Raw genomic sequence first — 24,133 nt, forward strand, 5'->3', positions numbered from 1 at the left:
CCTCGTGGTGCGGGCGGCCTCGCTGGGGCTAGCGGCCGAGGAGCTCGCGCCAGCGCACCCGGTGGCCGGTGATCACGAGCGCGCGCCGGTAGACCGCCGACCCGGCATACACGAGGAGCACCGCCGTGGCCGCGGTGAGCGCCATCGCGGTCACCAGCTGCCAGACCGGCACCTCGCCGCCGGACCACCGGATCGGCATCGCCATCGGAGCGCTGAGCGGGAACATCGAGATCGCGGTGCCCCACGCGCTGGACGGGTCGCCCATCACGACGATCACGCTCAGGAGGTAGCCGAGGACGAGCACCGTCGTGACCGGGGCGACCGCGGCGCTGGCGTCGGTGACCTTGTCGACCAGCGCTGCCGACGCGGCGAACAGGAAGGCGTAGAGCGCGAACCCGAGGGCGAACCACACCACGCCCAGGGCGAGGTCGCTGCTGGCCACGGGCGGCAGGCCGACCTCGCCGAGGCGCACCGCGACCGCCAGGGGCGCACCCAGCACCAGCAGCTGCGCCAGGATGGCCGTGCCGACCGCTGCCACGGTGCCGACAAGGATCTGGCTGGGGCGCAGCACCGCCAGCAGCACCTCCGAGACGCGGGTCGACTTCTCCACCGCGACCGCGGTGGAGATGGCGCTGCCGGCGAAGGTCAGCGCGAGGTAGAGGGCGATCCCCACGCCGAAGCCGACGGCGGCCCGCTCCTCGCTGTCGACGCGCCCGACGGTCACCTGCCGTGGGGGCTGGACCGCGCCGACCTGCGCGATCTCCTCCGGGGTCAGGCCTGCTGCGCGCAGCCGCGCGACGGTCTCGACCGTGACGACGGTCTGGGCCACCACCACCGGGAACGTGTGGTCGGCGCCGGGCTCGGTCCAGAGGGTGTCTCCGGCAAGCCCGGCCGTGGCCTCGCCCTCACGCACCGCCTCACGCACGGCCGACGCGTCGCCACGGGGGGCGTACTCGACGGTGAAGTCCCCACTGGTGGCGGCGGAGGCCAGGGCGGCGCGGAGCTCCGTCGGGGCGTCGCCCACAGTGGCCAGCGTGTAGGTCGTGGGCTGGTCGAGCACCAGCTGCGGCACCACGACCGCCGCCACCGACGCCACCAGCAGCACAGCGGTGACGATGCGGAACGTGCGCGAGCGCAGCGTCTCCAGCAGGCTGCGCCGCGCGACCAGCCCCGTGCCCCGCCACCAGCTCATGGGCCGACCTCCTCGAGCACCGGCTCGGATGCGACGGCCGCGAGGAACAGCTCGGAGAGGGTGGGCAGCTCGAGGCCGAAGTCGAGCACGCGACCAGCCGAACGGGCCGCATCGAGGACGGCCAGCGGGTCCGTGCCGCGCGGCACCGTCAGCCGGAGGTCGTCGGCGTGGTCGCTGACCACCTGCACCCCGTCGAGGCCGGCCAGCCACCCCCGGTCGCGCGTCTCGACGTGGAGGCGGAGCCGGCGCTGCCCGGAGGCGGCCCGCAGCTCGGACACCGCGCCCGCCAGCACCGTCCTGCCGTGGTCGACCATCACGATGTCCTCGCAGAGGTCCTGCACGAGGTCGAGCTGGTGGCTCGAGAAGAGCACCAGGCACCCGTCGGCGGCCCGCTGCCGCAGCATGACGGACAGGCCCTCCACGGCCACCGGGTCGAGGCCGGCGAACGGCTCGTCGAGCACGATGACCTCCGGCGCGTGCACCAGCGCCGCGGCCAGCTGCAGCCGCTGCTGCATGCCGCCGGACAACCGGTCGGTGCGCTCGTCCCACCGCTCGCCGAGCTCGAGCTCGTCGAGGAGACCGTGCGCCCGTCGGGTGGCCTCGGCACGCGACAGGCCGTGCAGCCGGCCGAAGTGCACCACCTGGGGGCCGGCAGCCATCGCCGGATAGAGGCCGCGCTCCTGGGGCATGTAGCCCCACGCCCGCCGGTCGTGCACGTCCTCCAGCCGCTGGCCGTCGAGCCACACCTCTCCCCCGTCGGGTGTCAGCACACCGAGCAGGATGCGCATCAGCGTCGTCTTCCCGGCGCCGTTCGGCCCGAGCAGGCCCGTCAGCCGCCCGGGAGGCACCGCGCAGGAGACACCGTCGAGGGCCACGCGTTCCCCGAAGGCGTGCACGACCCGCTCGACCCGCAGGCCCGCTGCCACCTCGCCACCATCCCCCGAGGGCGGGCGCCGCCGACAGGGTCGAAGGTCTCGGCCGGTGTCGGGGATGGGCGCCACGGGTCCGGCGGAAGGTTCGCCCAACCTTCAGCCCGGCGCCGAACCTTCGCCCTCGATGTAGAGGTTGGGCGAACCTTTCGAGGGCGTCGTTCTCGACGCAATCCGGTGGCGCGTGTGCCGGCGCTAGTCCGAGACGCTCGTGCGGTCCTCGGCGTCGACGAAGCGGCGCAGCACCTCGAGGAAGGTCTCCGGCTGCTCGGAGTGCACCCAGTGGCCGGCGCCCTTGATGGTGACGCGCCGCACCCGCGGGAAGTACCCCTGCATGACGTCGGCGTACTCGTCGGTGACGTAGGCCGACGTCTCCCCGGCCACCCAGAGCACCGGCCCCTCGTACTGGGGGGTGCCGGCGAGCTGCTCGGCGGGCCAGCCACCGAGCACCGGCAGGTCGCGGCCGAGCACGTCGAGGTTGGCCTGCCAGCGCCAGCCGTCACCGTCGCGGCGCAGGTTCTGCAGCAGGAAGGCGCGCACCGTCGCGTTGGGCACGGCGTCTGCGAGCGCCTCGTCGGCCTCGGCACGGGTCGTGACGGCGGGCAGGTCCATGCGCTGCATCGCGTCGATGTAGCCCCGGAACTCCCCTGCGTGCCCGCCGTAGTCGACCGGCGAGACGTCCACGACGCACAGCCGCGCGACGAGGTGCGGGTGCCGCAGCGCCAGGGTCATGGCGGCCTTGCCACCCATGGAGTGCCCGACCAGGCTGACCGGGTCGTCGCCGTCGAGCAGCCGGGCGATCCGGTCGGCGACGTCGACGTAGTCGAACTCCTCCGGCCAGGACGACCTCCCGTGGTGCGGCATGTCGACCAGGGTCACCCGGTGCTCGCCGGCGAGCTGCTTGCCGATCTGGGTCCAGTTGCGCCCCTGCCCGAACAGCCCGTGGCAGAAGACGACTCGCGACCCGTGCTCGCCGAGGTCCTTGGTGTGCAGGCTCATCGGATCGACCCCTGGGTGTGGCGCCGGCCCCGGGCGGACCAGCACGGTGAGTGCCAGTGGCGGCGGTCGTCGAGACCGCCCACGCCGTCGGCCGGCCACACCACGACGTGCGGCGTGCCGAGCGCGATGGTGTGCTGGCAGCCGGGGCACAGGTAGGCGCGGCTGGCGCCCGCCCCGGTGACGCGGCGCACGAACCACTCGCCGCCGGCGTACGACTCCCGCTGCGTGAGCCCGCCGAGCGCGCGGTCGACGTTCAGCGGAGCGTCGTCGCGGCGGCGGCGGTTGGCGCGGGGCACGCCCCCATCCTCCCAAACGGGCGGGTATGCCGCGTGGCCGGGACCACGCGGCACAGCCCTCGGTGAGCGGGCTGGCTCAGGCGTAGGTGCGGAAGCCGCGCCCCGTCTTGCGGCCGAGGTAGCCGGCCGTGACGAGGTGCTCGAGCAGCGGCGCCGGCGCGAAGCCCGGCTCGCGGAACTCGAGGTAGAGCTGGCGCTGGATCGCGAGCGCCACGTCGAGGCCGACGACGTCGAGCAGCTCGAACGGGCCCATCGGCAGGCCACAGCCGGTCTTCATCGCGGTGTCGATGTCGTCGGCGCTGGCGTAGTTGGCCTCGAGCATCTTCACCGCGTCGTTGAGGTACGGGAACAACAGGGCGTTGACGATGAAGCCGGAGCGGTCGCCGCAGGTGACGGCGTGCTTGCCGACCTTCGCACACAGGTCCTGCACGGTGGCGACCACGTCGGGGGCGGTCGAGACGGTGGAGACCACCTCGACGAGCTTCATGACCTGGGCCGGGTTGAAGAAGTGCATGCCGACGACGTCCTGCGGGCGCCTGGTCACCGCGGCGCACTCGACGACCGGCAGCGAGGAGGTCGTCGTGGCGAGGATGGCGCCCGGCTTGCAGATCTCGTCGAGGTTCTCGAAGAGGGCCCGCTTGACGCCTAGGTCCTCCACGACGGCCTCGACCACGATGTCGACCTCACGCAGGTCGTCGAGGCTCGTCGTGCCTGTGACGTGGCCGAGCGCCTCGTCGCGGGCCTCCTCCGTGAGCTTGCCCCGCTGCACCGCCTTCTCGAGGCTCTTGGCCAGGGCGGCGCGCACGGCCTCGACCTTGGAGTCGGAGCGGGCCACGAAGACGACGTCGTAGCCGGCCTTGGCGAAGACCTCCACGATGCCGGTGGCCATGGTGCCGGACCCGACCACGCCCACGCGGCTGACCGGACGCTTCTCGACTCCCGCCTCGCCTTCGGGGCGCGGCGTCAGGTGGTCGGCGGCGACCTGCGAGGAGTCGGCCTCGGCGTAGGTGTAGAAGCCCCGGCCGCTCTTGCGGCCCTTGAGCCCGGCGCTGACCATCTGCTTGATGATCGGGCTCGGGGCGTGCAGGCGGTCGCGGCCCTGCTTGTACATCGTGTCGAGGATCTCGTAGGCGGTGTCGAGGCCGATGAGGTCCATCAGCGCCAGCGGGCCCATCGGGTAGCCGCAGCCGAGGCGCATGGCCGCGTCGATGTCCTCGCGGCTGGCGTAGCGGGACTCGAACATCGAGACGGCGTGGTTGAGGTAGCCGAAGAGCAGGGCGTTGGCGATGAAGCCGGCCTTGTCGCCGACGACCACCGGCTGCTTGCCGAGGCGCTGGGCCAGGGCCTTGACGTCCTCGAACACCTCGTCCTCGGTGACGACGGTTCGCACGACCTCGACGAACTGCAGCACGGGCGCGGGGTTGAAGAAGTGCATGCCCACGACCCGCTTGGGGTTGCTCGTGGCGACCGCGATCTCGGTGACCGGCAGGCTCGAGGTGTTGGTGGCCAGCACCGCGTCGGGCGCCACGATGCCGTCGACCTTGGCGAAGATCTCCTTCTTGAGGTCGAGGTGCTCGGGCACCGCCTCGACCACGAGCTGGCAGTCCTCGAGGTCGCCGAGGTCGGCGGTGAAGGTGACCCGCCCGTGCAGCGCCGCCTGGTCCTCGGCGGTCAGCTTGCCGCGGCTGACCGCGCGGTCGGTGGAGTGCTGCAGGTGGGCGCGGCCCCGCTCGACCGCGGCGTCGTCGACGTCGACGGCCACGACGTCGATGCCGTTGCGGGCGAACACCTCCACGATGCCGGCACCCATCGTGCCGAGTCCGACCACACCGACGCTGCTGAAGTCACGAGCCATAGGCGCGAGTGTGTCAGAGGCGGTATGCCGCGGGGAGACCCCCTCGGCGTGACCCTCCCCACCCCGGGTGGCGAGCGCTGCGGCAGGCGCCGACCCGGCGCGGTCACCAGGTGAAGCCGGCCCCCACCAGCGAGGTCTCGGCGGCCAGGCGCTGGTCCTGGGTCAGCGGCGTGCCGATCGGGCTCGCCGTGCCGGGCAGCGGGACCTCGAGGCTGCGGCAGGCCTCGAGCAGCACGTAGTCGTAGGCCGCGGTGGCCGCGCGCAGCCGCATGGCCTTGGCGGGGAGGTCGCTGCTGTCGATCCGCTGGACCTCCGCGCCCAGCCGGCGAAGCTCAAGGCCGAGCAGCACCGGCGGCAGCGGCTCGGGCTCACGGCGGCGCCTGCGGAGGCGGTGGGGCAGGCGGGGACGGACCCGGTCGGCCACCCACCGCACCGAGCGGGGCGGCCGTCCGGTGGCGAACCACTCCAGCACCGACCACGCCGCGCCGAACGTCGCGACGATCACCCCGCACAGGGCGAGGTAGGCCAGCAGGTTCACCATCGAACTCACCTCTACCTCGAGTCTGCGCTGCCCACGGCCGGGCGTGCAACGGGGCGACCGGCCCGGGTTAGGGTGTCGGACTGTGCGTCTGGTGATTGCGAAGTGCAGCGTCGACTACGACGGGCGGCTGAGCGCCCACCTCCCCCTGGCGACCCGTTTGCTGCTGGTCAAGGCCGACGGCTCGGTGCTGGTGCACAGCGACGGCGGCTCCTACAAGCCGCTGAACTGGATGTCGCCGCCGTGTGCCATGGCCGAGCTCTCCCCCGAGGACCACGAGGTGACCGACGGTGTCTCCCTGGTGTGGCAGGTGCAGCACGCCAAGTCGGAGGACCGGCTGCGCGTGCTCATCCACGAGGTGCTGCACGACACCTCCCATGAGCTCGGCGTCGACCCCGGCCTGATCAAGGACGGCGTCGAGGCCCACCTGCAGAAGCTGCTGGCCGAGCACATCCACACCCTCGGCGACGGCTACACGCTGGTGCGCCGCGAGTACATGACGGCCATCGGCCCGGTCGACATCCTGTGCAAGGACCACCTCGGCGGGTCGGTGGCCGTCGAGATCAAGCGGCGCGGCGACATCGACGGCGTCGAGCAGCTGACCCGCTACCTCGAGCTGATGAACCGCGACCCGCACCTCGCCCCCGTGACCGGCGTCTTCGCCGCCCAGGAGATCAAGCCCCAGGCGCGCACCCTCGCCCAGGACCGCGGCATCCGCTGCGTCACGCTCGACTACGACGCGCTGCGCGGCATCGACGACACCACGACCCGCCTCTTCTAGCGGGACCCTCTCCCCTGCCGGACTCCTCTCCGGTTCGGGGTGTTGCCGCGCGCTATCGCCCGCGGCAACACCCCGAACCGGGAAGGGTCAACGCAGGGCGACGAGCTCGAGGAGCCGGGCGGCCTCGGCCTGCACGGCGTCGCGCGCCGGGCCGAGGTACTTCCGAGTGTCGACGAGCCGCGGGTCGACGTCGAGCCGGGCGCGCACGGTCGCGGTGAAGACGGCGTTCAGGTGCGTGGCGATGTTGACCTTGGTCATGCCGGCCCGCACCGCGGCTGCGAGGCCTTCGTCGGGCACCCCTGACGAGCCGTGCAGCACGAGCGGGACGTCGACCTGGCCCCGGATGGCGGCGATGAGATCGAGGTCGAGCTCGGCGGTGCGCTCGGTCATCGCGTGCGAGCTGCCCACGGCCACCGCGAGCGCGTCGACCCCCGTGTCCCGGGCGAAGGTCGCCGCCTCCTCGGGCCGGGTGCGCACCCCGGGCGCGTGCACGCCGTCCTTGCCTCCGATCTCCCCGAGCTCGGCCTCGACGCTGACGCCCCGGGCGTGGCAGCGCTCGACGACGGCCCGGGTCACCGCGCGGTTCTGCCCGTCGTCGAGCTTCGAGCCGTCGAACATGACCGACGTGAAGCCCAGGCCGAGCGCCTCGTCGACCAGCGGCTCGCTCACCGCGTGGTCGAGGTGCAGCACCACGGGCACGGTCGCGCGCTCGGCGAGCACCTTCGTGGCGGCCGCGACCGGGGCGAGCGACCCGTGGAAGGCCACGGTGTTCTCGCTGACCTGAAGCACCACGGGCAGGCCCACCTGCTCGGCCGCGCGGGTCAGCGCCTCGGCGTGCTCGAGGTGGATGACGTTGAACGCGGCCACTCCCCGCCCCTCCGCCCGGGCTTCGCGCAGGACGTCATGGAGCGGGGTGAGCACGGCGGTCCTCCTGGGGTGACGGCTGGACTGGTGACGGCTGGACTGGAGACGGCTCGGTGGGGTCCTGCTGCAGCCGCACGAGCGGGCGCAGGCGGTCGACGTCGTCGGGCCGGACTCTCCCGGCCAGGGGGTGGAGCACTGCGGCGGCCGACCAGGCGACGGCGTCGGCCAGGACGTCCCGCACTCCTCGACCACTCGCGAGCCCGGCCGCCAGGGCAGCAACGGCGGCGTCGCCGGCACCGGTGGGGTTGCCCGCCAGCGGCTGCTCCAGCCCGGCGCGCACCACCTCGCCGGTTGCCGTGACGTCGACCAGGCCGTCAGGGCCGGCGGACACCACGACCTCGCGCGCTCCCCTCTCGATCAGCGACCGCGCGCCGGCGACCGGGTCCGCCGCCCCGGTGACCTCGGCGAGCTCTTCGCGGTTGGGCTTGACCAGGTCCGGATTCGCCGGCAGGGCGGCCAGGAGCGCCTGCGCCGAGGAGTCGACGACGGCGAGCGCGCCGACCTCGTGGGCGGCGCGCACCACCGCGGCATACGCATCGGCGGGTATGCCGCGGGGCAGGCTTCCCGAGGCGACCACCACGTCGGGACGCGCCTCGGTGAGCAGCGCGCGCAGGTCGGCGAGGAAGGCCCGCCACTCCCGGTCGGTGACGGTGGGTCCGGGCTCGTTGAGCACGGTGGCGTCGCGGTCGGCCTCCGACACGACCGCCACGGCGCGGCGCGACTCCCCCGCGCACGGCGAGAAGCGGTGGGCGAGGCCGCGGGCGTCGAGGTCGGCCCGGACCCGCTCGCCGGTCCCGCCGCCCAGCAGCCCCGTGGCGATGACCGGCACGCCCCGGCCTGCCAGCACGGAGGCGACGTTGACGCCCTTTCCGCCGGCCACCTCGGTCACCGAGGTGACCCGGTGGCTGCGGTGCAGCTCCAGGCGCGCGACCGTGTAGGTGACGTCGAGAGCCGCGTTGAGGGTGACCGTGACGATCACGTCACGTCCCAGGCGAGGCAGGCGGCGCCGAGGCACCCGGCCCGGTCGCCGAGCGCTGCCCGGGCTATGGCCGGAGGGCGCTGGAAGGTCAGGGCGCCGGTCACGTCGCGGCGCAACGGCTCGAGCAGGAGGTCGCCGCTCTGCGCCAGCCCGCCACCGACGAGCACGAGGTCGACCCCCGTGAGGGTCACCACCATGACCACGGCGCGGGCCAGGGCACCGACAGCATGGTCCCAGACCGCCACGGCGTCCGGATCCCCCTGCGCCACAAGGGCGCCGATCTCCTTGGCGGTGACCTGCTCGGCCGGCCCGAGGCGGTGGGCGTAGGCCCGCTCGATGGCCGAGGCGGAGCTGACCGCCTCAAGACAGCCACGGGCGCCGCAGCCGCACACCGGCCCCCCGGGCTCGACGACCACGTGGCCCAGCTCGCCGGCATACCCACCGGCGTGCAGCACGCGCCCGTCCACCATGAGCGCACCGGCGATGCCCGTGCCGAGCGGCACGAACATGGCGTGGTCGGCGCCACGCGCCGCTCCCCACCTCGCCTCCGCCACCAGGCCGGCCCGCACGTCGTGGCCGAGGGCCACGGGGATGCCGAGCGCCGACTCCAGGGGCGACACGACGTCGAGGTCGCGCCAGCCCAGGTTGGCCGAGAACACCGCCACCCCACGCGCGTCGTCGACGAGGCCGGGCACCACGACGCCGCAGCCGCCGAGTCGTGCGGCGAGGCCCTTCTCGGTCGCCTGCGCGAGCAGGGCGGCCACCGTGTCGGTCACCGCGACCACCAGCGCTCCCGGGTGGCCGAGGTCGCGCGGCGTCGGGACAGTGGCGGAGACCAGCTCGGTCCCGCTGCGGTCGACCAGGGCCGACTTGATGCGCGTGCCGCCGACGTCCACGGCGGCGACGACGTCGACCGGGGCGGACCCCTCGACGCTCACGAGACCTGCTCGACGGTGACCCCGGCCGCACGCAGCGCCCGGACGTCGTCGTCCGGGGCGGACGGGTCGGTCACCAGCACGTCGATCCTCGCGGTCGGGCAGATCCGGGCGAAGGCCCGTCGCCCCACCTTGTCACCCGTGGCCACCACCACCACCCGGTCGGCGCGCTCCACCATGAGCGCGTTGATGCCGGCCTCTCCCTCGTGGCGGCACGTCGCCCCGGCCTGGGCCGAGACGCCGTCGACGCCGAGGAAGACTGTGTCGAGCCACAGCTCGTTCAGCACCATCGACGCGAGCGGACCGGACAGCTCGTACGACTCCTGCCGGGCGACCCCGCCGAGCGTGACGCACCGGATGAACGGGCGCAGCACCATCTCGGTCGCGATGTTGAGCGCGTTGGTGACGACGGTGATGGCCGGGCGCTGCGCCGAGCTCGCGAGGTCGGCACGCGCCGCGAGGCGCCGCGCCGTGGCGCTCGTCGTGGTGCCGCCGTTGAAGCCGACGACCGAGCCCTCGAGTGCGAGCTCCGCTGCGGCAGCGGCGATCCGGTCCTTGGCGGTGTCGCCGGAGGACTGCTTGTAGCGGGCCGGCAGGTCGTAGGCCACGGCCGTCGCCACCACCCCTCCGTGGGTGCGCGTCACCAGCTGCTGGGCCGCCAGCTCGCCGAAGTCGCGCCGCACGGTGGCCTCCGAGACGCCGAGCGCCTCGACGACCTGCGCCACGCTGAGCCGTCCGTGCTCGGCGAGCAGCCCGAGCAGGGCGCTCCAGCGGCTGCCGCGGTCCAGGGGTCGTCCGCGTTCCGGGACCGGGTCGGCGACGTCGCTGAGCTCAGTCACTTCACCGAGCCAGCCGTGAGGCCGCCCACCAGGTGCTTCTCGATCACCGCGAAGAGCACGACCACCGGCACGATCGCGATCACCGCGGCTGCGAACAGCTGGTCCCAGTGCTGCTCGTAGCCGGTGACGTAGGACGTGATGCCCACGGTGAGCGGCTTCCTCGACTCGTCGAGCATGAGGGTCAGCGCGACGACGTACTCGTTCCAGGCCGCGATGAACGTGAAGATCACCGCGGTCACGATGCCCGGCAGGGTCAACGGCAGCATCACCCGCCGCAGCGTGCCGAACCGGCTGCAGCCGTCGAGGTTGGCCGCCTCCTCGACCTCCTTGGGGATGGAGGCGAAGAACCCGTGCAGGATCCACACCGCGAAAGCCAGGTTGAACGCCGCGTTGGTCAGGATCAGCGCGCCGTAGGTGTTGACCATGTTGAAGTTGAACCACTCGCGGTAGATGCCGACCACCAGCGCGGTGGGCGAGAACATCTGGGTGACGAGCACGAGCAGCAGGAACGCCATGCGCCCCGGGAAGCGGAACCGCGCGGTGTAGTAGGCCGCCGGGATCGAGGCGAGGATGACGATCAGTGTCGAAGCGCCCGCCACGATGAGCGAGGTCTTCAGCCAGTTGAGGAAGCGCTCGTCGGTGAGGACCTGCGCGTAGGTCGAGAGCTGCCAGTCCCGCGGCAGGAAGGTCGGCGGCGTCTGCACGACGTCGCCGCTCGGCCGCAGCGAGTTGAGCACCATGACGATGTAGGGGACGAGGAAGACCAGCGCCAGGGCTGCGCCGGCCACCGGCAGCACCCAGCCGCGGTGCCGTCGCCAGCCGGTGTGCGCGGTGCCGGCACCGGTCTCGGTGACCGTGCTCATGCCGTCTCCTCCCGCCATCTCGTGAACCTCAGGTAGACCATGACGACGACCAGGATCAGCAGCACGTTGAAGACGCCCGCGGCGGCCGACATGCCCACGTCCTTCTCGGCGCTCTTGAACGCCAGCTTGTACATGAAGGTGATCGTCGTGTCGTGCGCGAAGCCGGGGTTGCGGTCGTTGAGCGTGTAGATGATCGGGAACGAGTTGAAGACGTTGATGATGTTGAGCACCGCGGCCACGAGCAGCGCGGGGCGCAGCAGCGGCAGGGTGATCCGCCACCAGGTCTGGAACGGGCTGGCGCCGTCGACGCGGGCCGCCTCGTAGACCTCGGTGGGGATGGCGTTGAGGCCGGCCACGAACACGTAGGCCGTGAACGGGATGGACACGAACACCCCGACGAGGACCATCGAGGGCATGATCCAGGCGTCACTGCCGAGGAAGTCGACGGGACCCAGCCCGACCTTCGAGAGCAGCAGGTTGGCGGTGCCGTAGTAGAAGTCGTAGATCATCACGAACGTCTTGGCCGTGATGACCACCGAGGCCGCCCAGGGCACGATGATCGCCCAGCGCACCAGCTTGCGGCCGCGGAACTCCTTGGTGAGGAACTGGGCGACGCCGAGGCTGATGACGACGGTCAGGGCGACCACGGCGACGACCCACACGACGGTGTTGGTCAGCACCGTGCCCAGCATCGGGTGGTCGAGCACAGCGCTGTAGTTGGTCCAGCCCGCGTCGCCGAGGCGCAGGCCGGTGATCGAGAACTCGCTCATCGACGCCCGCACCAGCTCGATGGCCGGGTACACCACGACGCCGGCGATGAGCAGCAGCGCCGGGCCGAGCCACAGCAGTGCCGAGCCGAGGGACGCCCGGTCGCCTCGGGCCTTGCTCGGGGTGCGGGTCCGGGAGCCTCCGCCGCCCGCCGGCGTTCCTGCTCGGTCGGCGCCACCCGCGGTGGTGGCCGCGGGCGCACCCGCGGCCACCACACCAGACTGCTGGTCAGGCACGGTCAGCTGCCGCTCTCGGCCTGCTTCTGCAGGTCGTCGAGGACCTTCTTCGGGTCGCCGCCGCTGCCCACGGCGGTACCGAGGTTCTGCTGCACGGCGAGCTTGACCTTGTCCCACGTCGGGTCGTCGGTCGGGGTGAGGTGGGCGTTCGGCAGGGTGTCGAGGTAGACCTTCAGCTTCGGGTCGTCCTTGAAGAACTCGATGCCGCTCTTGGTGACCGGCAGGAAGCCTTCGGCCTTGATGAACTCGTTGACCTGGTCCTTCTGGTAGTACAGCTCGTAGAAGGCCTTGACCGCCTCCTGGTTCCCGGGCTTCTTGAACGCCATGAGGTAGTCGGTGACGCCGAACGTCTGGGGCTCACTCATCTTGGTCGGCATCGGCGCGACGCCGTAGTCGACCTTCTTCTCCTCGTCGAGCTGGGCTGCGAGCGGGGAGAAGCCGACCACCATGCCGACCTTGCCCGACTTGAAGAGGTTGAACGCGTCGGCCCGGTTGGTCTTGCCCGGGTTGTTCTGGGTGAGCTTCTCGTCGGTGATCTTCTTGAGGAAGGTCAGCGCCTCGACGTTCTCAGCGGAGTTGATGCTCCACTTGCCGTCCTTCTTCCAGTCGCCGCTGTTGTTGAACAGCCACATCGAGAACTCGCCCTGCGACTCCTCGGGGCCGAGCGGGAGGGCGTAGGGGATCGTGCCGTCGCCGAGGGCCTTGACCTTCTTGGCCGCGGCCTCGAACTCCTCCCACGTCTTCGGCGGCTCGGCGACGCCCGCCTTCTTCATGATGTCCTTGTTGTAGAAGAACGCCCGCGCCGAGGACAGGTCCGGGAAGCCGTACAGCTTGCCCTCGTAGGTGCCGCTCTTGACGAACGCGTCGAGCAGGTCGCCCTTGGCCGCCTCGGGCAGCACCTCGTCGCCGTGGTAGAGCAGGCCGTCCTTGGCGTAGGACGCGTAGGCGTTGAGGTTGAGGATGTCGGGCGCGTTGTTGTTCTGGATCATCGTGCTGGACGTCTGGTCGATCGAGTCCCAGCTGACGACCTGCACCTCGAGCTCGGTGCCGCCCGTCTTCTCCTTGTACTTCTCGGCGAACTGCTTCCAGAAGGCCGCCGTGTGGTCCTTGGAGTACTCCGCGGCCACCAGCTTGATCTTCGTGACCTTCTCGGCGGAGTCCCCGCCGCCGCCCGCCGTGCCCGAGCCGGACCCGCCGCTGCAGGCGGCCAGGGCCAGCCCGCCGGCCAGCGCGAACGCAGCCAGGCGAACCGCGCTCATGTGTCGTGACGTCATTGTCTGCACCTACCCCGTTGTCGAGTGAGCGTGATCGATTCTTGTCGGTTCGCCGCTGCTTCGATCACAAAGCACGGCGCTGCGCGACAGCGTGGACCGCGAATCCCCGCCCCGTCAAGCATTTCGGGGCACTTTGTGGATCAAGATCCGGCAATGCCGCGCACCTGCTTGACTGATCGATTATGACTGCCTGACAATCCTATCGATCCGAACCACTCAGAGAACGGACCCCGATGGACGCCTACGCCAGCCACCTCGCCGCGGAGATCGCCACCCAGCCCGACGACTGGGCCGCCGCCCTGTCCCGCGTTGACCAGGCACGCGCGGCGCTCCCCCGGCCCGGCGAGTCCGTGGCCGTCGTCGGCTGCGGCACCTCCTGGTTCATGGCCCAGGCGTATGCCGTGCTGCGCGAGCAGGCGGGCAGCGCCGGCGGCCGCACCGAGGCCCACGCTGCGAGCGAGTTCCCGGCAGGCCGCAGCTACGACCACGTGGTGGCCATCTCCCGCTCGGGCACCACCACCGAGGTCATCGAGCTGCTCACCGCGCTGCGCGAGCGCGGCCAGCGCACCACCGCCGTCGTCGCCACCGAGGGCACGGCCATCCCCCGGCTCGCGACCGAGGCCCTGATGCTGCCGGAGGTCGACGAGCAGTCGGTGGTGCAGACCCGGTTCGCCACCACCACCCTGATGCTCCTGCGCGCCACGCTCGGCGAGGACCTCGGCGGGGCGGTCGCCGACGCCCGCGCCGTGCTGGCCGAGGACGAGTCCGGCGCCCTGGCCGGCGTCGCCGATGCCGAGCAGATCAGCTTCGTCGGTCGCGGGTGGACCGTCGGCCTCGCCAACGAGGCGGCCCTGAAGCTGCGCGAGTCGGCCCAGTTCTGGACCGAGGCCTACCCGGCCATGGAGTACCGTCACGGCCCGATCAGCATCGCCACGGCCGGCCGGGCCACCTGGGCGTTCGGCGAGGTGCCCGAGGGCCTGGCCGACGACGTGCGCGCGACGGGCGCCCACTTCGAGCACCGCGACATCGACCCGATCGCCGACCTCGTGCGCCTGCACCGGCTGTGCCTGCTCAAGGCGGCGCGCGCGGGAGTCGACCCTGACCAGCCCCGTCACCTGTCGCGGTCCATCATCTTGTCGTGACCTCTTCGCCTAGCCGACCGACCGACCCGGGCAGCACCACCCTCCTGACGGGGAGGGTGGTGCTTCCGTCCGAGGTCGTGGCCGACGGCGCCGTCGTCGTCGCGGGTGGGCAGATCCGGTATGCCGGTCCGCGCGCCTCCCTGCCGCCCGTGCACGCCGGTGCCACGCCCCCGGAGGGGTGGGAGGCCGGGATGACGCTCCTGCCGGGGCTGGTCGACCTCCACTGCCACGGTGGCGGCGGCGGGGAGTTCGGCACCGCCACGGGCAGCGCCCGCACCGCGGCAGCCCACCACCACCGGGCGGGCAGCACCACCGTGGTCGGCTCGCTCGTCTCGGCCACCGCCGAACGCCTGCTCTCCGGCGTGCGCGCCTGCGCGCCGCTGGTCCGCGACGGCGAGCTCGCCGGCATACACCTCGAGGGGCCGTTCCTCTCCACCGTGCGGTGCGGGGCGCAGAACCCCGCCGCCCTCGTCGCCCCCGACCTCAAGCTGCTCGACGACCTCGTGCTCGAGGCGGGTCCCGGGGTCATCGCGCAGATGACGTGGGCACCCGAGCTGCCCGGTGCCGACCGGCTGCCCGAGGTCATGGCCGGGCTGGGCATCCTCGGTGCGGTCGGCCACACCGACGCCGACGTGTGCACCACGCGCGCCGCCCTCGCCTCGCTCCTCAACCACCCGGCGCGCGGCGGACAGGCCCTCGTCACCCACCTCTTCAACGGGATGCCGCCGCTGCTGTCGCGCCAGCCCGGGCCGGTTGCCGCGGCGCTGGCGGCTGCAGGGCGCGAAGAGGCGGTCGTGGAGGTCATCGCCGACGGGGTGCACCTCGACGGCGGCACCGTGCAGATGCTCTTCGACACCGTGGGGGCCGACCAGGTCGCGCTCGTCAGCGACTGCATGGCCGCGGCCGGCCTGCCCGAGGGCGACTACACGCTCGGCGGCCTGCACGTGCGGGTGCGGGGGCGCGATGTGCGGCTGGCCGGGACGGGCAGCCTCGCCGGCGGCGTCTCGTGCCTGCTCGACCAGGTGCGCTGGTGCGTCACCGACCTCGACGTGCCGCTGGTCGATGCCGTGCGAGCGGCCTCGACGACCCCCGCCCGGGCGCTGGCCCTGCCGGGTGTCGGCACGCTGGCCGAGGGCAACCACGCCGACGTGCTCGTGGTCGACGACGCCCTTCAGCCCCGACGCGTCCTGCGCCGCGGCACCTGGCTCTGACGTCCCAGACGCCTCTCGTCGCGGGTCAGGCGGGGACGGGTGCCGCGTCGGCAGAGGCGGTCAGGCCCCTCGACCGGCGGATCTCCTCGACCATCTCGCCCATGATCTGGGTCAGGCCGAAGTCCTTGGGCGTGAAGACGGCAGCGACCCCCTGCTCCTGCAGCGCCTTGGCGTCGGAGTCGGGGATGATCCCGCCGACGATGACCGGCACGTCACCGGCGCCGGCCTCACGCAGGCCCCGCAGGATCTCGGGCACGAGCTCCATGTGCGAGCCCGACAGGATCGAGATGCCCACGAGGTGCACGTCCTCGGCGACAGCCGCCGCGACGACCTGCCCCGGCGTCAGACGGATGCCCTGGTAGACCACCTCGAAGCCGGCGTCGCGGGCGCGCACGGCGACCTGCTCGGCGCCGTTGCTGTGCCCGTCGAGCCCCGGCTTGGCGACGAGGATGCGCAGGCGCTCCCCCAGCTCCTCGCTCGTGGCCCGCACCCGCTCGCGCACCCCGGCCAGGGCGGAGTCGGCCTCGCCCGAGACGCCGACCGATCCGGAGACGCCGGTGGGCGCGCGGTACTCGCCGAAGACCTCGCGCAGGGCACCGGCCCACTCCCCCGTGGTCACGCCGGCCCGGGCGCACTCGAGGGTGGCTGCCATGAGGTTGGCCTCGGTCCGGGCCTCGGACCGCAGCCGGGCCAGCGCCGCCTCGACCCGGGCGCGCCCGGCCTCGTCGGCGTCGCGCTCCTCGCGCCAGCGGCGAACGGCGGCGGCGGCCTTGTCCTCGACGTCATGGTCGATCGTCTGGATGGCGGTGTCGAGGTCGGCGGTCAGCGGGTTGGGCTCCGTGGTCTCGAAGCGGTTGACCCCGACGACGACGTCCGCGCCGGCCTCGATCCGCTGGCGGCGCAACGCGTGCGAGGCCACCAGCGCCGCCTTCATGTACCCGCTCTCGACCGCGGCGACGGCCCCGCCCATCTCCTGCACGCGGTCGATCTCGGCGCGGGCGCCCTCGACCAGCTCGGCCACCTTGTCCTCGACGACCTTCGAGCCGGCGAAGAGGTCGTCGTACTCGAGCAGGTCCGACTCGTAGGCGAGCACCTGCTGCATCCGCAGCGACCACTGCTGGTCCCACGGGCGGGGCAGGCCGAGGGCCTCGTTCCACGCAGGCAGCTGCACCGCACGGGCGCGGGCGTCCTTGCTCAGGGTGACGGCCAGCATCTCGAGCACGATGCGCTGCACGTTGTTCTCCGGCTGAGCCTCGGTCAGGCCGAGCGAGTTCACCTGCACGCCGTACCGGAAGCGCCGCTGCCTGGGGTCCTGCACGCCGTACCGCTCGCGCGTCAGCTCGTCCCACAGCTGCACGAACGCGCGCATCTTGCACATCTCCTCGACGAAGCGCACGCCGGCGTTGACGAAGAAGGAGATCCGGCCGACGACCTCGCCGAACCGCTCGGGCGGCACCTGCCCCGAGTCGCGCACCGCGTCGAGCACGGCGATCGCGGTGCTCATCGCATAGGCGATCTCCTGCACGGGCGTGGCACCGGCCTCCTGCAGGTGGTAGCTGCAGATGTTGGTCGGGTTCCACTTCGGGATCTCCGCCACCGTGTAGGCCACCATGTCGGTGATCAGCCGCAGCGAAGGCCCCGGCGGGAAGACGTAGGTCCCGCGGGAGAGGTACTCCTTGATGATGTCGTTCTGCGTGGTGCCGGCGAGGGCGTGCACCGCGGCCGCCGGGTCCTCGCCCGCCGCGGAGGCCTGCTCCTCGGCGGCGACCTGGTAGAGCGCGAGCAGCCACATGGCCGTGGCGTTGATCGTCATCGAGGTGTTCATCTGCGCGAGCGGGATCTGGTCGAACAGCGCGCGCATGTCGCCGATGTGGGAGATGGGCACGCCGACCTTGCCGACCTCGCCGCGCGCGAGGGCGTGGTCGGGGTCGTACCCCGTCTGGGTCGGCAGGTCGAAGGCGACCGAGAGGCCGGTCTGGCCCTTGGCGAGGTTGCGGCGGTAGAGCGCGTTGCTCGCGGCGGCACTGGTGTGGCCGGCATACGTGCGCATCACCCACGGGCGGTCACGCTCCCGACGGGACGCCTGGGCAGCGGGGGTCGGGGCGTTCGCGGAGTCGGCCATACGGGGGAAGGTACCCGCGGGCGCGGCGGGGCAGGGAGTGCTTCAGGCGGTGAGAGGCGCCACAGTGCCGCCGCCGGGGGTGGCCGCGGATCGCGTTCCTGCGGGACGCCGGACGAGCGCCCGGTCGAGGCGTGACGCACGCAACAGGCGCTCCGTGCGGGCCGTCATGTCGATGACCGCGAGGCGGCGGCCGGCGCGGCGGGCCCGGTTGAAGGCCTCGACGAGCACCCCGAGGCCCGTGGCGTCGCCGATCTCGGCATCGCCGAGGTGCAGGAGGACGTCGCCGGTGCCGGTGTCGATGACGTCGTGGAGCAGCAGCCGCACGTCCGGGACGGAGTGGACACAGATCCGGCCGCCGATGGCGACCTCCTGCCCCAGGGCGTGCTCGCGAACCACGAAGGGAAGCGTCCCCACACTGCGCACCGTCATGCGAACCCCCTAGTTCGTGGCGCTATTCACTCACACAGACGCATGCGGAGGCAGACTCGGTTGTCCCGAAACAGATCAAGATCTGGTAAAGCCACCGTGAAGCGGAGGGGGTTGGCGCGGGTGTCGACAGCCGGTCAGAAGACGAACTCCTCGTCGGGCTCGCGCGTCACGTCGGCGCCGAGACCGCGGAGGTCCTCGGCGAAGTGCGCGTAGCCGCGGTCGATGTGCGACGCGCCGCTGACCGTCGTCACGCCCTCGGCCACCAGGCCGGCGATGACGAGGGCGGCCCCGGCCCGGATGTCGCTGGCCTCCACCGGCGCCCCCGACAGCCGCTCCACGCCGTGGACCATGACGTGGTGCCCGTCGATGCGGGTCTCCGCGCCGAGCCGGCTCAGCTCCTGCACGGTGCGAAAGCGCGCCTCGAACAGGTTCTCGGTGATCATCGCCGAGCCCTCCGCGACCGCGTTGCAGGCGATGGCGAAGGGCTGCAGGTCGGTGGGGAACCCCGGGTACGGCAGGGTGGCCACGTCGAAGGCCCGCGGCCGGCGCCCGCCGGAGTCGACCCGGAACCCCCGCTCGGTGCGGGTCACCGTCGCGCCGCTCTCCTCCACCAGCGACAGGGCCGCGGTGAGGTGGTCGGCGACGCCGCCGACCACCTCGACGTCGCCCCGGGTGGCCGCCGCGGCGAAGGCCCAGGTGCCGGCGGCGATCCGGTCGGGCACCACCGCGTGCTCCACCGACTCGAGCCGGTCGACGCCCTCGATCTCGATGACGCCCGTGCCCGCACCGGTGATGCGGGCGCCCATCTCGTTCAGCAGCGCGGCGATGTCGACGATCTCCGGCTCGCGGGCGGCGTTCTCCAGCCGGGTGCGGCCCCGGGCGAGCACCGCTGCGGTGAGCACGTTCTCGGTGGCGCCCACGCTGGGGAAGTCGAGCCGGATCTCGGCTCCGTGCAGCCCCGACGGGGCCTCGGCGACGAGGAAGCCGTGGGTGACGTGCACCTTGGCGCCGAGCGCCTCGAGTCCCGCGGCATGCAGGTCCAGGCCCCTCGAGCCGATCGCGTCTCCGCCGGGGATGGCGACGTCGGCGGCGCCGCAGCGGGCGACCAGCGGCCCCAGCACGGCGGTGGACGCCCGCAGCGCGCGCACCAGGTCGTAGTCGGCGCGGTGGCCGATCTCGTCGGGCACGTCGATGTCGGCGACCCCCGCCCCGGGGTCGTAGTCGACGGTGCAGCCCAGCCGGCGCAGCAGCTCGGCCATGATCGTCACGTCGAGGATCGCGGGCACGTTCGTGAGCCGGGTGCGGCCCCTCGCCAGCAACGCGACGGCCATCAGCTTCAGGGCGCTGTTCTTCGCGCCTGCGACCCTGACCTCGCCATGCAGCGCGGCACCTCCGACGACCCTGAACCTCTCAGCCATCCGTGCAGCCTAGCGACGCCCGAACACCACCACGGTCCTGCGGGTCGCCCCGACAAGGCCATCTGAGAGGCTGTCGCCATGGTCAACCTCACCCGCATCTACACCCGCACCGGCGACGACGGCATGACCCACCTCGGCGACATGAGCCGGACGAGCAAGACCGACGTGCGGCTGCAGGCCTACGCCGACGCCAACGAGGCCAACGCGGCCATCGGCGTCGCGCTCGCCGCCGGTGACCTGCGCGAGGACGTCCGGGCCACGCTGCTGCGCATCCAGAACGACCTCTTCGACGTCGGGGCCGACCTGTGCACGCCCCTGCAGGAGACCTATGAGTACCCGCCCCTGCGGGTGCAGCAGGAGTGGGTCGACGAGCTCGAGGCCGACTGCGACCGCTACCTCGGCGAGCTCGAGAAGCTGCGCTCGTTCATCCTGCCCGGCGGCACCCCGGGGGCCGCCTTCCTCCACGTCGCCACCACCGTGGCCCGCCGGGCCGAGCGGCAGGCGTGGGCAGCCATCGCGGCATACGGTCAGGAGCCGGGCAGCGCGAAGGGCCAGGGCGGCGTGAACGTGCTGACCGCGAAGTACCTCAACCGGCTCTCCGACCTGCTGTTCGTGCTCGCGCGCGTGGCCAACCTCCCGATCGGCGGCGACGTGCTCTGGCAGCCCGGAGGCGGCCGAACCCCGGCCCCGGCGAAGAAGAAGTCCGCCGCTGCTGCGGAGGACTGAGGTGGGCCGGGCCGTCCCGGGCGCCGGCAGGCGGCTACGCGACGTTGACGTTGAACCCCGGCGGCGCGCTCTCGAGCCAGGAACGCACCGCGGTGTAGTGGGTGGGTGCCAGCGCCAGCTGGAAGGTGTCCGGCCCGTAGTGGCAGGTGACCTCCACGGCGTCCGGCATGCCGGCGATCACCTCGTGCGGCGACCCCGGCGCCTCGAGCTCGAGGCGCACGCGCTCCCACTCGCGCTGCGGGCGCATGGACGGCCCGACCAGGGTGAACCACTGCAGCCGTGTGCCGCCGAAGCGCAGCAGGCCGAGACGGTAGCCGTGGCCGGTGTGCCGCACGGCAGCGACCATCAGCGGCCGGCCGGCGGCCAGCATCCGGCGGCGGATGAAGATGAACGCCAGGACGCTGACCGCCAGGAGCACGAGCACGCCTGCCACGATCTCGGCGGTGACGAGAGGCGACATGCTCGCGCTCGCGGCTAGGCGCTGATCTTGGAGGCGTCTACCGCCTCCGCGACGATGATGACGTGGTCGCGGTCGACGGACAGGAAGCCGCTGTCGATGGTCGCGGTGTGCGTGGTGCCCGAGGTCTGGATCTGCACCTCGCCCTCGACGAGGACCCCGAGCAGCGGGGTGTGACCCGGCAGGACGCCGAGGTCGCCGTCGACGGTGCGGGCGATGACCATGTCGGCCTCGCCTTCCCAGACCTTGCGGTCGGCGGCGACGAGTTCAACCTGCAGCTGGCTCACGGTGGGTCCTCCAGTGGTGACGGGGGTGCCGGCCCAGTCTATCGGCCCACTGGAGGTGCTCCTGACGCGGTCCGCCCAGCCGGGACCGGCCTCAGTCCTCGTTCGGCATGAGGATCCACAGCACGGGGTAGATGATCAGCTGGCTGCCGGGCAGCAGCATGAGCACCAGCACGAAGAGCAGCCGTGCGGTCCACGGCGAGAGGCCGAAACGGCGGCCGAGCCCGGCGCAGACGCCGGCGATGACGCGCCCCTGTCGAGGACGGACGAGGCCCTGCTGGGCGAAGCTGGACTTGATCTGGCTCATGCCCCCAGTCTTCTCCGCCCCGCGGCCGCCCGCCATCAGGGTCGCCCCCGAGCACACCCCGACGGCACCCCGACACCACCTGGGTATGCCGGAGGGCCGGCCGCTGCTCGCGACCGGCCCTGCGACTCGTGCTGGGAGAGAGGAGAACTCAGAGGTTCTTCTGGATCTCCGCCCACTGGCGCTCGACGTCGTCGAGGCCACCGCACATGAAGAACGCCTGCTCGGCGACGTGGTCGTACTCACCGTCGGCGATCTTGGTGAACGCCTCGATGGTGTCGGCCAGCGGAACCGTCGAGCCCTCGATGCCGGTGAACTGCTTGGCGACGTAGGTGTTCTGCGACAGGAACCGCTGGATGCGACGAGCGCGGTTGACGAGGATCTTGTCCTCCTCGGAGAGCTCGTCGATACCGAGGATCGCGATGATGTCCTGCAGCTCCTTGTTGCGCTGGAGGATCTGCTTGACGCGCACCGCGGTGGTGTAGTGCTCCTCGGTGATGTAACGGCGGTCGAGGATCCGGCTCGTCGAGGTCAGCGGGTCCACGGCCGGGTAGATGCCGAGCGAGGCGATCTCACGCGAGAGCTCGGTGGTCGCGTCCAGGTGGGCGAAGGTGGTCGCCGGCGCCGGGTCGGTGTAGTCGTCGGCCGGCACGTAGATCGCCTGCATCGAGGTGATCGAGTGGCCACGGGTCGAGGTGATGCGCTCCTGGAGCACACCCATCTCGTCGGCCAGCGTCGGCTGGTAACCCACCGCGGACGGCATGCGGCCGAGCAGCGTGGAGACCTCGGAGCCCGCCTGGGTGAAGCGGAAGATGTTGTCGATGAAGAGGAGCACGTCCTGCTTCTGCACGTCACGGAAGTACTCCGCCATGGTCAGCGCGGAGAGCGCGACGCGAAGACGCGTGCCCGGCGGCTCGTCCATCTGGCCGAAGACGAGGGCGGTCTGGCCGAGGACGCCGGCCTCCTCCATCTCGACCATGAGGTCGTTGCCCTCACGGGTGCGCTCACCGACACCGGCGAACACCGACACACCACCGTGGTCGCGGGCGACGCGGGCGATCATCTCCTGGATGAGCACCGTCTTGCCGACACCGGCACCACCGAAGAGGCCGATCTTGCCACCCTGCACGTAGGGGGTCAGCAGGTCGATGACCTTGATGCCGGTCTCGAACATCTGGGTCTTGGACTCGAGCTGGTCGAAGGCCGGGGCCTTGCGGTGGATCCCCCAGCGCTCGTTGACCTCGAAGGTCTGGCCCTCCTCCAGGTTGAGCACCTCGCCGGTGGTGTTGAACACCTTGCCGAGCGTGACGTCGCCGACGGGCACCGTGATGGGGCCGCCGGTGTCCTGCACCGCGGCGCCGCGGACGAGGCCGTCGGTCGGCTGCAGCGAGATCGCGCGGACCATGTTGTCGCCGATGTGCTGGGCGACCTCCATGTTGATGTTCTTCTTCTCGCCCGAGAGCTCGACCTCGGTCTTGAGCAGGTTGTACTGCTCAGGCATGGCGTCGACGGGGAACTCCACGTCGACGACCGGGCCGGTGATGCGGGCGATCCGCCCGACACCGCCAGGCGCGGAGGTGCCTGCAGCGTTCTCAGAAACGGTGGCAGTCATGTGTTCTCTCTACCTTCTTACTTGGCGTCGGCGAGGGCGCTGGCGCCGCCCACAATCTCGCTGATCTCTTGGGTGATCTCGGCTTGGCGGGCCTGGTTGGCCAGCCGGGTGTACTTCTTGACGAGCTCCTCGGCGTTGTCGGTCGCCGACTTCATGGCCTTCTGGCGCGAGGCCAGCTCGGAGGCAGCCGCCTGCAGCAGGCAGTTGTAGATCCTGGAGCTGACGTACTTCGGCAGCAGGGCGTCGAGGACGTCCTCGGCGCTGGGCTCGAACTCGTAGAGGGGCAGCACGTCCTCGGGGTCCGGGGCCTCCTCGCCCTCGACGACCTCGAGCGGCAGCATGCGGATGACCTCGGGCTCCTGGGTCACCATGTTCACGAAGCGCGTGAACACGATGTGGAACTCGTCGACGCCGCCCTCGTCGTAGGGCGAGGTGAAGTCCAGGACGACGCGCTCGGCGATCTCGCGGGCCACCTCGAAGTTCGGCTGGTCGGTGAACCCGCTCCACTCGGCGGCGTAGTCACGCTTGCGGAACCGGTAGAACCCGACCGCCTTGCGGCCGACGAGGTAGGGCACGACCTCCTTGCCCTCCTCACGCAGCTCACCGATGAGGCGCTCGCTCTCCTTGATGACCGAGGAGCTGTACGCGCCGGCGAGACCGCGGTCCGAGGTCACGATGAGCACCGCGGCGCGGCGCACGTCCTCGTGCTCGGTGGTCAGCGGGTGGTCGACGTCGGAGTAGGTGGCCACGGCCGACACCGCACGCGTGATCGCGCGGGCGTACGGGGAGGACTCTCTGACGCGCTGCTGCGCCTTCACCACGCGCGACGCGGCGATGAGCTCCATGGCGCGGGTGATCTTCTTGGTCGCCTGGACGGACCGGATGCGCTGGCGGTAGACCCGCATCTGCGCTCCCATATGTTTCCGCCTCTCCTCGTTCGTTTTCGTGCGGCCTGCGCCGCGATGCCTTCAAGCTGGGTATGCCGCGTGGGCACCGATGGTGCCGGGTGCGCGAGGCCGC

25 protein-coding genes are annotated in these 24,133 nt (G+C 71.8%); 4 read left to right on the plus strand and 21 right to left on the minus strand.

Translation table 11 applies throughout. The features are described 5' to 3' along the window. Positions 1-28: 28 nt before the first annotated feature. From P2F65_RS03605 to P2F65_RS03630, 6 genes are all read right to left on the minus strand, one after another. Entirely contained in the window at positions 29-1,192 is a 1,164-nt protein-coding gene (locus P2F65_RS03605) for an ABC transporter permease (protein WP_275804254.1), read from the minus strand. Continuing rightward, positions 1,189-2,118, minus strand: coding sequence for an ATP-binding cassette domain-containing protein (locus tag P2F65_RS03610; RefSeq protein ID WP_275804256.1), 930 nt, complete (start codon positions 2,116-2,118; stop codon positions 1,189-1,191). The genes P2F65_RS03605 and P2F65_RS03610 overlap by 4 nt, the downstream gene beginning before the upstream one ends. A gap of 198 nt (positions 2,119-2,316) precedes the next feature. Beyond that, positions 2,317-3,120: an alpha/beta fold hydrolase gene (locus tag P2F65_RS03615; protein ID WP_275804258.1), complete on the minus strand. Its 804-nt coding sequence runs from the start codon at positions 3,118-3,120 to the stop codon at positions 2,317-2,319. Further along, complete coding sequence (locus P2F65_RS03620; protein WP_275804260.1) at positions 3,117-3,416, minus strand: hypothetical protein; 300 nt, start codon at positions 3,414-3,416, stop codon at positions 3,117-3,119. Before P2F65_RS03620 ends, P2F65_RS03615 begins: the two co-directional genes overlap by 4 nt. A 76-nt stretch (positions 3,417-3,492) precedes the next feature. After that, on the minus strand, positions 3,493-5,271 hold the full coding sequence (locus P2F65_RS03625; RefSeq protein ID WP_275804262.1) for a 3-hydroxybutyryl-CoA dehydrogenase: 1,779 nt from the start codon (positions 5,269-5,271) through the stop codon (positions 3,493-3,495). Between the two features lie 103 nt (positions 5,272-5,374). After that, on the minus strand, positions 5,375-5,812 hold the full coding sequence (locus P2F65_RS03630) for a hypothetical protein (protein ID WP_275804264.1): 438 nt from the start codon (positions 5,810-5,812) through the stop codon (positions 5,375-5,377). Between the two features lie 82 nt (positions 5,813-5,894). On the opposite strand from P2F65_RS03630, the gene nucS reads away from it, so the two are divergent. Beyond that, positions 5,895-6,590, plus strand: coding sequence for an endonuclease NucS (gene nucS / locus P2F65_RS03635; RefSeq protein WP_275804266.1), 696 nt, complete (start codon positions 5,895-5,897; stop codon positions 6,588-6,590). A gap of 87 nt (positions 6,591-6,677) precedes the next feature. Here nucS and P2F65_RS03640 read toward each other — a convergent pair whose 3' ends face one another. From P2F65_RS03640 to P2F65_RS03670, 7 genes are read right to left on the minus strand one after another with little or no spacing between them, the layout of a single operon-like run. After that, positions 6,678-7,511, minus strand: coding sequence for a class II fructose-bisphosphate aldolase (locus P2F65_RS03640; protein ID WP_275804268.1), 834 nt, complete (start codon positions 7,509-7,511; stop codon positions 6,678-6,680). Continuing rightward, positions 7,492-8,493: a hexose kinase gene (locus P2F65_RS03645; RefSeq protein ID WP_275804270.1), complete on the minus strand. Its 1,002-nt coding sequence runs from the start codon at positions 8,491-8,493 to the stop codon at positions 7,492-7,494. The genes P2F65_RS03640 and P2F65_RS03645 overlap by 20 nt, the downstream gene beginning before the upstream one ends. Next, a complete protein-coding gene (locus P2F65_RS03650) occupies positions 8,490-9,431 on the minus strand; it encodes an ROK family protein (protein WP_275804272.1) in 942 nt (313 codons plus the stop codon). Before P2F65_RS03650 ends, P2F65_RS03645 begins: the two co-directional genes overlap by 4 nt. Then, the gene (locus P2F65_RS03655) at positions 9,428-10,267 is read right to left on the minus strand and encodes a DeoR/GlpR family DNA-binding transcription regulator (protein WP_275804274.1); all 840 of its coding nucleotides are present in this window, start codon (positions 10,265-10,267) and stop codon (positions 9,428-9,430) included. The genes P2F65_RS03650 and P2F65_RS03655 overlap by 4 nt, the downstream gene beginning before the upstream one ends. Beyond that, positions 10,264-11,130 (minus strand): carbohydrate ABC transporter permease, encoded by an 867-nt coding sequence (locus tag P2F65_RS03660; RefSeq protein ID WP_275804276.1) that lies wholly within the window; start codon positions 11,128-11,130, stop codon positions 10,264-10,266. The genes P2F65_RS03655 and P2F65_RS03660 overlap by 4 nt, the downstream gene beginning before the upstream one ends. After that, a complete protein-coding gene (locus P2F65_RS03665; protein ID WP_275804278.1) occupies positions 11,127-12,134 on the minus strand; it encodes a sugar ABC transporter permease in 1,008 nt (335 codons plus the stop codon). Before P2F65_RS03665 ends, P2F65_RS03660 begins: the two co-directional genes overlap by 4 nt. A gap of 2 nt (positions 12,135-12,136) precedes the next feature. Beyond that, positions 12,137-13,393 carry an extracellular solute-binding protein gene (locus P2F65_RS03670; protein ID WP_275804280.1) on the minus strand — a complete coding sequence of 419 codons (1,257 nt, stop codon included), beginning with the start codon at positions 13,391-13,393 and terminating at the stop codon, positions 12,137-12,139. Between the two features lie 248 nt (positions 13,394-13,641). Between P2F65_RS03670 and P2F65_RS03675 the strand changes: the two genes are divergently transcribed. Together P2F65_RS03675 and P2F65_RS03680 are read left to right on the plus strand one after the other, a co-directional pair. Further along, the gene (locus tag P2F65_RS03675) at positions 13,642-14,550 is read left to right on the plus strand and encodes an SIS domain-containing protein (protein WP_275804282.1); all 909 of its coding nucleotides are present in this window, start codon (positions 13,642-13,644) and stop codon (positions 14,548-14,550) included. After that, positions 14,547-15,761 carry an amidohydrolase family protein gene (locus P2F65_RS03680; protein WP_275804284.1) on the plus strand — a complete coding sequence of 405 codons (1,215 nt, stop codon included), beginning with the start codon at positions 14,547-14,549 and terminating at the stop codon, positions 15,759-15,761. Before P2F65_RS03675 ends, P2F65_RS03680 begins: the two co-directional genes overlap by 4 nt. Positions 15,762-15,786: 25 nt before the next feature. On the opposite strand, the gene P2F65_RS03685 is transcribed toward P2F65_RS03680, so the two are convergent. From P2F65_RS03685 to murA, 3 genes are all read right to left on the minus strand, one after another. Further along, positions 15,787-17,883, minus strand: coding sequence for a protein meaA (locus P2F65_RS03685; protein WP_275804286.1), 2,097 nt, complete (start codon positions 17,881-17,883; stop codon positions 15,787-15,789). Positions 17,884-17,925: 42 nt separating this feature from the next. Then, positions 17,926-18,312 carry an STAS domain-containing protein gene (locus P2F65_RS03690; protein ID WP_275804288.1) on the minus strand — a complete coding sequence of 129 codons (387 nt, stop codon included), beginning with the start codon at positions 18,310-18,312 and terminating at the stop codon, positions 17,926-17,928. A gap of 134 nt (positions 18,313-18,446) precedes the next feature. After that, complete coding sequence (gene murA / locus P2F65_RS03695) at positions 18,447-19,730, minus strand: UDP-N-acetylglucosamine 1-carboxyvinyltransferase (protein ID WP_275804290.1); 1,284 nt, start codon at positions 19,728-19,730, stop codon at positions 18,447-18,449. Between the two features lie 78 nt (positions 19,731-19,808). Between murA and P2F65_RS03700 the strand changes: the two genes are divergently transcribed. After that, positions 19,809-20,456 (plus strand): cob(I)yrinic acid a,c-diamide adenosyltransferase, encoded by a 648-nt coding sequence (locus P2F65_RS03700; RefSeq protein WP_275804292.1) that lies wholly within the window; start codon positions 19,809-19,811, stop codon positions 20,454-20,456. Positions 20,457-20,490: 34 nt separating this feature from the next. On the opposite strand, the gene P2F65_RS03705 is transcribed toward P2F65_RS03700, so the two are convergent. The 5 genes from P2F65_RS03705 to P2F65_RS03725 form a co-directional block, all read right to left on the minus strand. Continuing rightward, a complete protein-coding gene (locus P2F65_RS03705; RefSeq protein WP_275804294.1) occupies positions 20,491-20,916 on the minus strand; it encodes a DUF2550 family protein in 426 nt (141 codons plus the stop codon). 14 nt (positions 20,917-20,930) lie between these two features. Further along, on the minus strand, positions 20,931-21,200 hold the full coding sequence (locus P2F65_RS03710; protein ID WP_275804296.1) for a F0F1 ATP synthase subunit epsilon: 270 nt from the start codon (positions 21,198-21,200) through the stop codon (positions 20,931-20,933). 91 nt (positions 21,201-21,291) lie between these two features. Further along, positions 21,292-21,504: a PspC domain-containing protein gene (locus P2F65_RS03715; protein ID WP_275804298.1), complete on the minus strand. Its 213-nt coding sequence runs from the start codon at positions 21,502-21,504 to the stop codon at positions 21,292-21,294. A 148-nt stretch (positions 21,505-21,652) separates the two neighbouring features. After that, complete coding sequence (gene atpD / locus P2F65_RS03720) at positions 21,653-23,113, minus strand: F0F1 ATP synthase subunit beta (RefSeq protein ID WP_275804300.1); 1,461 nt, start codon at positions 23,111-23,113, stop codon at positions 21,653-21,655. A 17-nt stretch (positions 23,114-23,130) separates the two neighbouring features. Further along, positions 23,131-24,030 carry a F0F1 ATP synthase subunit gamma gene (locus tag P2F65_RS03725; protein ID WP_275804301.1) on the minus strand — a complete coding sequence of 300 codons (900 nt, stop codon included), beginning with the start codon at positions 24,028-24,030 and terminating at the stop codon, positions 23,131-23,133. Between the last annotated feature and the right edge of the window lie 103 nt (positions 24,031-24,133).

The sequence above is a fragment of the Knoellia sp. p5-6-4 genome (assembly GCF_029222705.1).
Classification (GTDB): Bacteria; Actinomycetota; Actinomycetes; order Actinomycetales; family Dermatophilaceae; genus Pedococcus_A.